This window comes from Lactobacillus leichmannii (assembly GCF_024701915.1).
GTDB classification, from domain to species: domain Bacteria; phylum Bacillota; class Bacilli; order Lactobacillales; family Lactobacillaceae; genus Lactobacillus; species Lactobacillus delbrueckii.
The window spans coordinates 142,028-153,587 of sequence record NZ_QOCY01000042.1 but is presented as its reverse complement, the minus strand read 5'-3'; the positions used below and the strand labels follow the sequence as shown (position 1 = coordinate 153,587).

Annotated in this window: 11 protein-coding genes; 3 read left to right on the top strand and 8 right to left on the bottom strand. The window is 49.5% G+C overall.

Going from position 1 to position 11,560, the window contains the following annotated elements:
- Nucleotides 1–118: 118 nt before the first annotated feature.
- From DS743_RS05080 to DS743_RS05060, 5 genes are all read right to left on the bottom strand, one after another.
- Nucleotides 119–283, bottom strand: a complete 165-nt coding sequence (locus tag DS743_RS05080) for a hypothetical protein (protein ID WP_013439714.1) — start codon at nucleotides 281–283, stop codon at nucleotides 119–121.
- Nucleotides 284–586: 303 nt separating this feature from the next.
- Complete coding sequence (locus tag DS743_RS05075) at nucleotides 587–778, bottom strand: hypothetical protein (protein WP_003615366.1); 192 nt, start codon at nucleotides 776–778, stop codon at nucleotides 587–589.
- Nucleotides 779–808: 30 nt separating this feature from the next.
- Nucleotides 809–958: a hypothetical protein gene (locus DS743_RS05070; protein ID WP_181406060.1), complete on the bottom strand. Its 150-nt coding sequence runs from the start codon at nucleotides 956–958 to the stop codon at nucleotides 809–811.
- Nucleotides 959–1,254: 296 nt separating this feature from the next.
- Nucleotides 1,255–3,027: an ABC transporter ATP-binding protein gene (locus DS743_RS05065; RefSeq protein ID WP_072544176.1), complete on the bottom strand. Its 1,773-nt coding sequence runs from the start codon at nucleotides 3,025–3,027 to the stop codon at nucleotides 1,255–1,257.
- Nucleotides 3,024–4,766, bottom strand: a complete 1,743-nt coding sequence (locus tag DS743_RS05060; protein WP_035184605.1) for an ABC transporter ATP-binding protein — start codon at nucleotides 4,764–4,766, stop codon at nucleotides 3,024–3,026. Before DS743_RS05060 ends, DS743_RS05065 begins: the two co-directional genes overlap by 4 nt.
- A gap of 396 nt (nucleotides 4,767–5,162) precedes the next feature.
- Between DS743_RS05060 and DS743_RS05055 the strand changes: the two genes are divergently transcribed.
- The gene (locus DS743_RS05055) at nucleotides 5,163–6,065 is read left to right on the top strand and encodes a LysR family transcriptional regulator (RefSeq protein ID WP_035184606.1); all 903 of its coding nucleotides are present in this window, start codon (nucleotides 5,163–5,165) and stop codon (nucleotides 6,063–6,065) included.
- Nucleotides 6,066–6,135: 70 nt separating this feature from the next.
- Here the strand turns inward: DS743_RS05055 and DS743_RS05050 are convergent, their stop codons facing one another.
- The gene (locus tag DS743_RS05050; protein ID WP_035184608.1) at nucleotides 6,136–6,933 is read right to left on the bottom strand and encodes a hypothetical protein; all 798 of its coding nucleotides are present in this window, start codon (nucleotides 6,931–6,933) and stop codon (nucleotides 6,136–6,138) included.
- A 272-nt stretch (nucleotides 6,934–7,205) separates the two neighbouring features.
- Here DS743_RS05050 and DS743_RS05045 point away from each other — a divergent pair, with 272 nt between their 5' ends.
- Complete coding sequence (locus DS743_RS05045) at nucleotides 7,206–7,793, top strand: phosphatase PAP2 family protein (protein ID WP_002879859.1); 588 nt, start codon at nucleotides 7,206–7,208, stop codon at nucleotides 7,791–7,793.
- Between the two features lie 95 nt (nucleotides 7,794–7,888).
- Here DS743_RS05045 and DS743_RS05040 read toward each other — a convergent pair whose 3' ends face one another.
- Entirely contained in the window at nucleotides 7,889–8,725 is an 837-nt protein-coding gene (locus DS743_RS05040) for a DegV family protein (protein WP_035184610.1), read from the bottom strand.
- Between the two features lie 307 nt (nucleotides 8,726–9,032).
- Between DS743_RS05040 and eno the strand changes: the two genes are divergently transcribed.
- Nucleotides 9,033–10,310: a phosphopyruvate hydratase gene (eno, locus tag DS743_RS05035; protein WP_002879863.1), complete on the top strand. Its 1,278-nt coding sequence runs from the start codon at nucleotides 9,033–9,035 to the stop codon at nucleotides 10,308–10,310.
- A gap of 256 nt (nucleotides 10,311–10,566) precedes the next feature.
- On the opposite strand, the gene DS743_RS05030 is transcribed toward eno, so the two are convergent.
- Nucleotides 10,567–11,175 (bottom strand): DUF4230 domain-containing protein, encoded by a 609-nt coding sequence (locus DS743_RS05030; protein WP_013439780.1) that lies wholly within the window; start codon nucleotides 11,173–11,175, stop codon nucleotides 10,567–10,569.
- Between the last annotated feature and the right edge of the window lie 385 nt (nucleotides 11,176–11,560).

Sequence of the window (11,560 nt, the reverse complement as noted above, 5' to 3'; positions counted from 1 at the left end):
AAGACACTAGTAAAGACTAGCGACTAGCATTTAAACATATTTTGACATTTAAATCGCCTACTGCAAGATACCCTTGTTCAGCAAAGTCAGCCTCTCGAGCTGAAGTATCTCCGGTCATTTAGGAGCTGCTGGTTGACCTCGAAAATTCCACGTCAGTTGCTGCGATCCGCTTGAATTCCGACTCACCGCCTTCATCCAGGGCAAAGACCGTCACCACGCGGTTTGGCATGGTCGAGGACTTGGTATAGTAATTGACCCAGCTGCGCAGGCCCCGGCGGGTCAATCCACCGGCTCAGAGCTTCCAGATTGCAGACCTTATCAGTCAAAGTCCGGATAACCGGCTGAAAGTAAACCTGGATCCAGCCCTTTTCCAGGGCCTCGTCAATGTGGCTAAGCACATACTCTTGCAGGCGGTGTCTTTGGTCCAGCTTGTCATCATAGTAAACTATTCCGGACTTAAAAGGATCTTCCAAGAACTCACAGGCCATATTCCTGGCAGTAGGCATAAAAGCGGTCTTCACCCGACCGGGTGCAGGCCTGGTCACCAAAACTGTCCTTAAGACAAGCTCCCACAAAGCGCAGCAGGTCATCCCCCTGCGTATTGGTTGTTGTAATCCTTCATCCCCACCAGGTCAAAGGAAATGATCGAAACACGCTCGCCTTCCTTGATCCAGTCCCTTGTCCGGCTTTGGCCGACTTCTTGGAAAGAGCGCAGGTCCAGTAGGCCGGTCAAAAAGGTCCGGTTGATGTTGATCGGCGTAATGTAGCACAGGTGCAATTCCCGGCCAGCAACTTCAGCCTTGCGAACCTAAGCATTAAGCAGGTGCTCTTGCCCCTTGGCATCTGCAACTGTCATGTATTCAAGTTCGGCATGATCACCGCTTAGACCTGTAGTCAGCGGGAAGAGCTTTTCCCAGGCAAAATCAGTCAGTTCAGCCATATTTTTGCAGGCAAACAAATCCAGCAGCTTCTTATTGGCATAGACGATGGCCGTTTTATTATCCTTGACTTCCAGAACCAGGAAGGGCCTCCCGGATATAAGTAAGAGACTTTCGCAAGAAATTTGTCAGATCATCTTTTTCAATCATATTACCAGCTTCCATCTAGCTATTTTTTGTCATTAGAGACTTGTACAAAGTAATTATACTAAATCCTTCTATCTTTTTCTTAAAAAATAATAGTATTTTTGCAATTATCTCGCAAATTAAAACCGCTCTCACTTAGAGAACGGTTAAAAGCTTAAAAAGTATTCAGTTATGATGGCAATTTCGCGAACTGGCTGCGGTAAAGCTGGCTGTAAAAGCCGCCCCGGGCCAAAAGGTCAGCGTGCTTGCCGCGTTCAATAATCTGCCCGTCCTTCATCACCAGGATCAAGTCAGCATTAACGACCGTGGACAAACGGTGGGCCACGACAAAGCTGGTCCGGCCCTGCATCAACTTGTCAAAAGCAGCTTGAATCAGCATTTCTGTCCGGGTGTCGATAGAGCTGGTTGCTTCATCCAAAATCAGCATTGGCGGGTCCAGCAGCATGACCCTGGTGATACAGAGCAGCTGCTTTTGCCCGGCGCTTAAGCTGTCAGCGGAAAGGAGCGTGTCCAGGCCCTGGGGCAGGCGGCGGATAAAGCCCCAGCTGTGGGCAGCTTTAGCCGCTGCGATGATTTCCTCGTCAGTAGCATCTTCCTTGCCGTAAGCCAGGTTATCCCGGACTGTCCCCTCTTCCAGCCAAGTGTCCTGCAAGACCATGCCGAAATTTTTTCTTAAGGCATGGCGGGACATGTCCTTGATATTTCTGCCGCCTAAGTAGATTCCGCCGGAATCCACGTCATAAAAGCGCATGAGCAGGTTGATGGTGGTCGTCTTCCCGCAGCCGGTCGGCCCGACCAGGGCAACCCGCATCCCCGGCTTGGCATTCAAGTTGAAGTCCCTGATCAGAGGCTTGTCCGCCTGGTAGGAGAAGTTGACATGGTCAATGACGACTGAACTGGTCTTGACTTCAGACAAATCGCCATCAGCCTTGTTCAAGTCAACCGGATCAGCTTCCGGCTCTTCATTGATCAGTTCAAAGACCCGGCCGGCGCAGGCAGCCGCGTTTTGCAGCTCAGTAATCACCGAGCTGATGTCGTTAAACGGCTTCATGTACTGGTTAGAGTAATTCAGCAAAACGCTGAGCCCCCCAACCGTAAAACGCCCACCCATGATGGCAAAAGCACCCGCCAAGGCGACCAGGGCATAAATCAGGGAATTGATAAAGCGGGTGGCCGGGTTGGTCAGGCTGGAATAAAAGGTCGCCTGCTGGCTGTATTCTTGCAGGCGGTGGTTTATTTCAGCGAAGCGGCTTGAGGCGGTTTTTTCATAACCAAAAGCCTTGACCACCTTGACCCCGCTCACCATTTCCTCAATCAAGTTGGTCTGCTCGCCCCGAGTCTGGCTCTGCTTTCTGAACATCTGGTAGGACCGGCTGGCAATAAAGCGGGCCACGATGAAACTCAAAGGAGTCAAGACCAAAACCAGGAGGGTAATTTCCACCGACTGGCTGAGCATGAAGGCTAGGGTAGCCACAATAGTGATCAAGCCGGAGAAAAGCTGGGAAAAGCCTAGGAGCAGGCCGTCAGAGAGCTGGTCGGTGTCGGCAATGATTCTGGAAACAATGTCCCCGCTTGGGTGCTGGTCCAGATATGACAAGGGCAAAAGCTGCAGCTGCCGGATGGCCTTTTCCCGGATATCCTGGACGGTCCGGTAGGTCAGTTTATTGTTGATCAGGCCCATCATCCAGGTGGCGACGGCTGAGACAATCACCAAGATTAAAATCTGGACCAGGTCCTGGCCAATAGCTGGAAAGTCAACTTTGCCAGGGCCGACAATCTGGTCAATGGCCCGGCCAAAGATGATCGGCACATAAAGCTGGAAGATAACGGAGACTGCCGCCAGAATTATGCTGATGAATAAAAGAAGGCGGTAGCGGCCGATAATTGGCAAAAGCTGCTTCATCGCCTGCCAGCTGGCCATTTTCTTGTCTTGCTTTTTCATCGTCTCCCCTCCTTATCTTCTTTTGCTTCTTTTTCCTTCGGGAACTGGGAATAATAGATTTCCTGGTAGACCTGGCAGTTGGCCAAAAGCTCTTCGTGCTTGCCGCTAGCCACCAGTTTGCCATCGTCTAATACCAGAATCTGGTCAGCCTGCATGATGCTGGAAGCCCGCTGGGAAACCAGAATCTTAGTTACGTCCTTCAAGCTGGCCAGAGCCTGCCGCAGACGCGCCCCCGTTGCCAGGTCCAGGGCGCTGTCGCTGTCATCTAAAATCAAAAGCGGAGCCTGCTTGACCAGGGCCCGGGCGATGGTCAAACGCTGCTTTTGCCCACCGGAAAGGTTTCTGCCTTCCTGCTCGAGCTGAAAGTCCAGCTGGCCGGGCTTAGCCAAGACTACGTCTTTCGCCTGGGCCAGGCTGAGGGCCTGCCAGAGTTCTTCATCACTGGCCTCCAGCCTGCCCATCAACAGGTTGTCCCGGATGCTGCCGGCAAAAAGCTGGGCCTTTTGCGGCACCAGGGCATACTGGTTCAATAGTTCCTCTTGGGTCAGTTCCTTTATGGAAACGCCGCCCAGTTTGATCTCCCCTTCCCCGCAGTCATAAAAGCGGGTCAACAGCTTCAAGAGGGTGCTCTTGCCGCTGCCCGTCCCCCCGATAATGCCGACGGTCGCGGCCGGCTTGATCGTAAAGGTCAAGTTTGAAACGGCTGGCGCGGAGGCTGCCGGATAGGTAAAGGAAACATTTTTAAAGTCAACCTGGCTGTTTGTGACATTTGGACCTGCTTTAGGATAAGTCAAGTCATTTTCCGTGGCCAGAACCTGGCCAACCCGGTCTCCGCAGGCCCAGGCCCGGTTGATGGTGATAATCAGGCTGGCCAGCTTAATCAGTTCCACGATCATTTGGGCCAGGTAGTTGTAAAGAGCCACCACTTGCCCTTGAGCCATTGCTCCGGTATTTACCTGAACGGCGCCAACTTGAATCAAGACAATGGCCGCGATGTTGATCATGACATAAGTCACCGGGTTCATGGCGGCTGACAGGCGGCCGACAAACTCGTTCAGCTTGGTCATGGCGGAAACTTTTTCATCAAATTTGGCCACGGCGGCTCTTTCTTTTCTGAAGGCCCGGATGACCCGGACCCCGGCCAGGTTTTCATTGCTCAAGCGGGTAATTTCATCCAGCCGCTTCTGCACCTTCCGGTAAAGGGGGATGCTGACCAGCATGATGCCAAAAACGACCAGGGATAAAAGCGGAATCACTACGGCAAAGATCAAGGCCGCTTTAACATTGACCGTAAAGGCCGCGATCATTGACCCAAAGACGATAAAAGGACTTCTTAATAAGAGGCGCAAAGCCATGTTGAAGCCGGTCTGCACCTGGTTGATATCACTGGTCAAGCGGGTGATCAAGGTGCTGGGCGGCAGCTGATCCAGGTTGGCAAAACTGAACTTTTCCGCCTTGTCAAAAGCCGCCTGCCGCAGCTGGCTGGCCAGGCCCACGCTGGCCTTGGCGGCAAACCACTGGGCAGTAATGCTGGCCGTTATCCCTAAAAGGGCCAAAAGGGCCAAGAGGCCAACCTGCTGGAAAACATAGGCCTGGTTTCTTTCTTTGATCCCGTAATCGATAATCCTAGCCACGACCAGGGGAACGAACAGGTCAAACAGGGCTTCCAGCAGCTTGAAAAGCGGGGCCAGAACGCTTTCTTTTTTATAGTCTTTGAGGTAGCTAAAGACGTATTTCATGTTCCACTTCCTTAATTTATTTGATGTTTCGAAACTCTATCATACTTTATTCTTATTAAAATCAACAAGCACAAATTTCTAAATTTATTCTAAATCGATCATTTTTCCGAGTTTACCACTTGATTTTTTACAGGATTAGCAATAAAGTTTAGTCATGATACTAAGAATGAACACTTTTTCATTGTTAATACCTCAATTTCTTTTGCCTGGCAGCACTTTTTAACCGGGAAAATTAGAAATAGTTAGGTAAAAATTCTTTTAAAAGTTTCGATTTTTTAATAACAAGTATTTTTATTTCTTGAGGAATTGATATATTATTATATCGGAACTGTTTGATACGCGTAGCATACATATCTGACATTTCAATCTTTTTATTATGAGGAGCTTAGTAAACCCGTGAGAATCGAACACCTAGAGATCTTTGTAAACGCCGCGCAGACGCAGAGCTTTACCAAGACTGCACAAAATATGAACATGTCCCAGCCAGCGGTTTCCCTGGCCATATCCTCAATCGAGAAGCAACTGGGCTACCAGCTGTTCAGCCGCTCCCGCCGCAAGATGCTGCTGACCCCAGCCGGCCGGTCTTTGTACAACAGCATCAAGAGCGAATTGATCGACTACCGGACCGCCGTTTCCAAGGCCAAGCGGATCGCCATGTCAGAAGGACAAATCACCTTGAAGGTCGGCTTAATCGGAATTCTAGCCGAACAGCTGATGCTTCCTGGCTTGATCCGCCAGTTCCGCAGAAGCCGCGACACCGTCAACATCGAATTCTTCGTTGAAAGCAGCCCGGTTCTCTTTGAGAAGCTGGCCTCCCACGAGCTTGACCTGGTCTTGTCAACTCCGGAAGCCATGCCGAGATTCCCGGACTTCACCGCCTACACGATCGGCAAGTTGAAGTGGTGCACCCTGGTGCCAAATGACCACCCTCTGGCTGAAAAGGGCCTGCTTTCAGAAAAGGACCTGGACGGCAAGGACCTGGTCTTCCTGGACCTTTCTTGTTCATCACCGCTGATTACCTTGATGCAGGACCGGATTGAAAAGAACTGCAAGCAAAGCCGGATCTTCTTTGCCAACAATGTCGTGGCGCAAACCATGATGGTTTACACCCAGCAGGGCCTGGCTATCCAGCCGTACACCGGCCCGCTTGATGACGACAATTGCGAAGTCAACGGCCTAAAGCGGGTTCCCCTGGACGTCAAGGTCAGCTCAGACCTGACCCTCTTCACTTGCAAGGACGTCCTCAACGAACACGTCCTGGACTTGATGAACTGGCTCAAGGCACAAAAGCTGGGCTAAGATTATAAGTATACAGAAAAAATGCTCATCGGCTGATGAGCATTTTTCATTGCTGTTTTTTCGACTTGAGTTATTTGATTTCATTAAAGGACTTGTTGCAGTAGTTGATCAGCTGCCGCATGTCCTGCTTGCCCCAGTTCCAAGCCCGGAATTCCTTCAAAAATTCCTCTGAGCAATAGTTTAAGTAGTTGTCCTCTGCTTCTTCCAAAATCTGCCGGGGATCCATGGCCTTGATTTCTGCCAGCCGGCTTTCCCTAATATAAGCCGGGTCGTTTAAGAGAGACTTGCGGCTGACCGGCTTTAACTGGCAGCCCCAGCTGGCTGCCCGGGCGCTTGCCAGGTGCAAAAAGGCAGCGTTGTGGGTAATGCAGTCTTGCAGGATCTGCTGGCCCCGGCCAGATTGTCTGGGCATCTCCAAACTGAAGCAATACTGCCGGTCTAAAGTCAGAAAAAGACCGTGATTGTCAAGGCACTCAAACAGCTTCATCTGGTGCAGGCCCACCAGGTCAAGCGGCTTGTGGCGCATGATGAAAAAAGAGAAATAGGCATGTGAGCCAAAGGACTGCACATACTGGTCCGACATTCCGATCTGCCGGCAGAGCTGCTTTTTAATGGTCAGTTCGTGGGCCGGCTCCTTCTTTCTCAGTTCATGAACCAGGCGGCGGCATGTCTTCTTTTTAAGCAAGACCCAACCGGCATCGGCGTCATAAATGATCGTCCGGTACTTGCCCAAAAGCAGGTCCATCTGGTAGTCGTAGGCCACTACCGTCTTCTGGTTTATCTGGTAGTCCTCGTCGGCCTGGGCAGCTATTTTCCCGCTAGCCAGTAAGGCAGGCAGATTCTGCCGGTCAACCACCGCCACATTCATATCGCAAATTTTCTTTCTCGTTCTCATTTTCTCCTAAACAAGCTCCTAACACTATTTACCGTTTATATGTTGTTATTTTTCTCCTAGTCTAATTTAACAAAAAGGCCCTTTTGAAGCAAGCGGTTTCATAGATTTCGGCCAACTTTTATCAGCTTTGTATGCGCTTCCGGTATTGGTTGATTTTCCAGCTGGGGACGTGTAGAATATTTTCCGTAAAAGTCCGATTGTTTTTATCTGGACAAGTCAAGTTTTGCTAGAAGGAAAATGGAAATTTGCAAGTCGACCTTATCTCACTGACAATCTCAGGGCTGGTCCTGCTGGTCTTGATCCTCAACATTCTCTATTCCCCGGCTTTCAACCGCCTGGACCGGAAGCTGCACAAGAAACTGGTGCGGACGCAGAAGAATATTTTTTGGAAGATCATCGCCTTCATCAACGAGCCCAAGCTGGTCATTGTCTGGGACGTCTTGATTGCCGGCCTGCTCTTAAACGAAGACAATTACCGGCTCGGCCTTTGGGTCCTGGCTACCTTAGGCGTGACCGATGCAGCCGGTTTTATCGTCAAGCACCTGGTCAAGCGGAGCCGCCCTCATGCCCACCTGTCTGAAGAAGAAGGCTACAGCTTCCCCAGCGGCCATGTCTTAGGGGCAACGACCATGTGCCTGATCCTTTACGCCCTGCTCAGACGGGAATTTGATCAGTTATTTGCCGTAATTCTTTTGATCTACTGGCTCTTTGTGGTTATCTCCCGCCTTAACCTCCGGGCCCACTACCCGTCAGACGTCCTGGGAGCCGTGGCCTTGTCGGTCTTCTGTTTTACAGTCGTGCAGACAATCTATGCTGCCCTCTTTTTGAAGTAGAACATAATACATAACAGAGACGATAACGATATATAGGAACAAAAAATCCAGAGTTCTAACTTAACAGAACCCTGGATTTTTTATTTTGCAGCTTATTAATTGTGAAAGCCGACCATGAGCCCCCCTCTTTCCGCGTAGAAAGAGCACAGGCCCCGCATTGGCCGAATGGTAATCTCAGCCTTCGGATATTCTGCTAGCAGCAGTTCCTTCAGCTTCTCAGCATCAGCTTCATTTTCGCAGTGGTCAATCACGACCCGGCCGCCCTGGTACTTCTCTTCCTTCATCTGCTTGACCAGTTCCCGCAGGGCCTTCTTCATTCCTCTGGCCTTGGTCAAAGGCTGCAAGTCACCGTCAACGCTGGCCGTCCCGATTAAATTTATCTTCAGCATCCCCGCAATTTTGGCCACGGCTGGCAACACCCGGCCGTTTAAGGACAGGTTTCGCAGGGACTGGAGGACGAAAAGCAAGTGAGTCTTGGTCCGGTACTCGGCAATTCTGGCTTCCAAGTCAGCAAAGCGGAGCTTGTCATCTTTAAGAATGCTTTCGATCCCTTCCAGGATTACTTCCAGTTCCGGACCGGCTGACCGGGAGTCAACGACCACAATCTGGGCATGCGGGTGAGTCTCTAAGTAGATGTCTCTGGCCTGCAAGGCGGAAGAGTAGGTTCCCGACAAGCCGCTGGTCAGCGTCACGATCACTGCCTTCTCGCAGCCCTCCAAACTATCCAGCCAGCGCTGGATGCTTGGCGCGGCAGTCTTGCCTGCCTCCTGGCTGGCCTCCATCTTGTTCAAAAATGCGCCCATGTCCAGCTGCTCGTCATCCAGCCAATTTTCCTGGCCGATGGTCAAAGTCAAGGGCACGACCTCAAGGCCGCGGCTTGGGTCGGTCAAAGTATTGGCGCTTGAATCAACTATCAGTCTCACGTTTTCCATAATATTATCCCGATTCTACATTGTCTCTGGCAGCTTTTCCTGCCTTGTCTGTTTCTAAATCTATTTTAACAGTTTTTCCTTAACCGGGAAATTTTTTCACTAACCGCTTTCGAACTTGGATTTTGACCAAACTTGCTTAGCAAAAAGTAAAATTTGTAAAAAAGCGGTTTTTTGGGATCGTTTTCAAAAAACTGGCTGTTTACGGATTCACAAGCTTATACTATAATGAACTTGTAAATAATTACAGAGCGAATGCTCTTGCTGTCGGAGAATTCCTCCGCCAGCGTATTTTAAGGAGGATTTTTTAATGACCAAGGTTGTTATTGAAAACGTTCATGCTAGAGAAATCTTTGACTCACGTGGTAACCCAACTGTTGAAGTTGAAGTTACTTTGTCAAACGGTGTAGTTGGCCGCGCTGAAGTTCCATCTGGTGCTTCAACTGGTGAAAACGAAGCTGTTGAATTGCGTGACGGTGGCTCACGTTTGGGCGGCAAGGGTGTTATGAAGGCTGTTAACAATGTTAACACTGCCATCAACAACGAACTGCAAGGCGCAGACCCATTCAACCAACCAGCTATCGACAAGGCTATGATCGAACTTGACGGTACTCCAAACAAGGGTAAGTTGGGCGCTAACGCTATCTTGGGTACTTCAATGGCTACTGCTGTAGCAGCTGCTAAGGCTACCCACCAACCTCTTTACCGTTACCTTGGCGGTACTGACTTGTCAATGCCTCAAACTTTCCACAACGTTATCAACGGTGGTGAACACGCTGACAACGGCATCGACATCCAAGAATTCATGATCACTCCAGTTAAGAAGACTTCATTCCGTGACGGCTTCGAAAAGATCGTTAACACTTACCACACCTTGAAGAAGGTTTTGGAAGAAAAGGGTTACGAAACTGGCTTGGGTGACGAAGGTGGTTTCGCTCCTAACATGAAGGACTCAGAAGAAGCTTTGAAGGCTTTGCACGAAGCTATTGAACGTGCTGGTTACGTTCCTGGCGAAGACATTGCCATCGCTTGTGACTGTGCCGCTTCATACTACTACAACAAGGAAGACGGCAAGTACCACCTGGAAGGCAAGGTTCTTGACGGTGACCAATTGGCAGAATACTACGACAAGTTGCTCGCAGAATTCCCAGAATTGATCTCAATGGAAGACCCTTACGACGAAAACGATACTGAAGGTATGGTTAAGTTCACTCAAAGCCACAAGGACCGTCTGCAAATCGTTCTTGACGACTTTATCTGCACCAACCCACGTTTGCTGGAAAAGGCCATCAAGGAAGGCGCAGGTAACGCTTCATTGATCAAGCTGAACCAAATCGGTACTGTAACTGAAACTTTGGAAACCATCCGGATTTCACGTAAGCACGGCTACAACACTATGATTTCTCACCGTTCAGGTGAAACTGGTGACACCTTCATCGCTGACTTCGCTGTTGCTACTAACGGCGGCCAACTGAAGACTGGTGCCCCAGCTCGTTCAGAACGTGTTGAAAAGTACAACCAATTGTTGAGAATCGAAGAACAACTCGGTGACGGCGAACGTCTCGACTTCTTCCCAGCTCAAGACTAATCATTAAAAGATTAGCTCAAGAAAGATCCGCATAAGCGGATCTTTTTTTGTACGCAAAATTCCCTTGGAGAATTGACAGCTTTTCCCCTGCTCTTTATACTAGTTCAGACCAACTTGCCAGACGAGGCAGTTAAAAAGCGGGCAAAAGCTGTTTTTGCCAATGGGAGTATTATTTTGGCCGCGCTTTTAGCCCTGCTGGCCATTTGACAAAAAATAATACGCTCAGATCAGCTTGATTTGAGCGTATTTCTTTGCTTTATTCTTCCGTCTTGATGACCAGCTTGCGGCCATCCAGGGTCCCCTGGAGCAGCTGCCTGATCAGTTTCTTGGCATTTTTTTGCGACCGGGCCAAGAGGCCGGACTTTTTGGCCACGCCTGTCGCCTTCTTTAAGGCCGCCTGCTCAGCCTTGGTAATGTCTTCTTTTTGGTTCCAGTTAAAAAGAGCATAGCTCTGGTCATAGAACTTAATTGAGGACGGGTCGATCTTCTTGTCCAGCAGCTGGCTTTGCGGCAAAGTCACGGTCACCTGGTCTTGATTGACTTGGACCTTGATGTCCTTGACCTTGACCCCGGCTTTAAAGTTGGACGTATAGACCATAGTAAAGCCCTTCTTGGTGACAAAAGGAATCTGCCCGTTAGATAGTTTGTAAATGCCAGTATAGGTGTACTGCTCAGTCGCCAGCTCCCCAATAGCCTTCAATTTAGCGGAAACCGTGGCGACCGTTACCTGCTCCCGGCTTTCCTTGGGCAGATGCTGGCCGATCATGATCCCGCCAGCCAGAAAGACCACGGCGATCAAGAGGGCAGCCAGCTTTTGGAGAAATCCGGTCCTTCTGCCAGACCCTTTATCTGTTCTTTTTTGCAAAAAAGTCCCTCCTTACGTGCCCCCTATCATAGCAAGGGCGGCTAGAAAAAACAATCAAGAAGCCAGTGATTTCTAAATATCTTAGCAACTTGCCCCCAAAAAGCTTCTTTTCTTAGCTTTATGCGAATATCTGGCTATTTTACCTATTTTTACAATCTTTTTCATAAAAGTTGTCATTTTCCCTTGCATCAGCTTCCCTTTTACGCTAAAATTAAAAGCCAATAATAGATTTAATTTCAGCTTTATCTTTACTTTTAAAGGAGCAGATCAAAATGAGGACGAGGACTTACCACCACCGAACATAGCACCATCCACGATGGTGACTAAAGCTGTTTCATTGCAAGGCGAGGACTGGCAATGAAAAGCTGTCATAGTCATAAGTCGC

What these genes read in the sequence shown, in the direction of transcription:
- eno (WP_002879863.1), top strand. Translation starts at nt 9,033, where the DNA reads ATGACCAAGGTTGTTATTGAAAACGTTCATGCTAGAGAAATCTTTGAC.
- DS743_RS05060 (WP_035184605.1), bottom strand. Translation starts at nt 4,766, where the DNA reads ATGAAATACGTCTTTAGCTACCTCAAAGACTATAAAAAAGAAAGCGTT.
- DS743_RS05050 (WP_035184608.1), bottom strand. Translation starts at nt 6,933, where the DNA reads ATGAATGTGGCGGTGGTTGACCGGCAGAATCTGCCTGCCTTACTGGCT.
- DS743_RS05040 (WP_035184610.1), bottom strand. Translation starts at nt 8,725, where the DNA reads ATGGAAAACGTGAGACTGATAGTTGATTCAAGCGCCAATACTTTGACC.
- DS743_RS05065 (WP_072544176.1), bottom strand. Translation starts at nt 3,027, where the DNA reads ATGAAAAAGCAAGACAAGAAAATGGCCAGCTGGCAGGCGATGAAGCAG.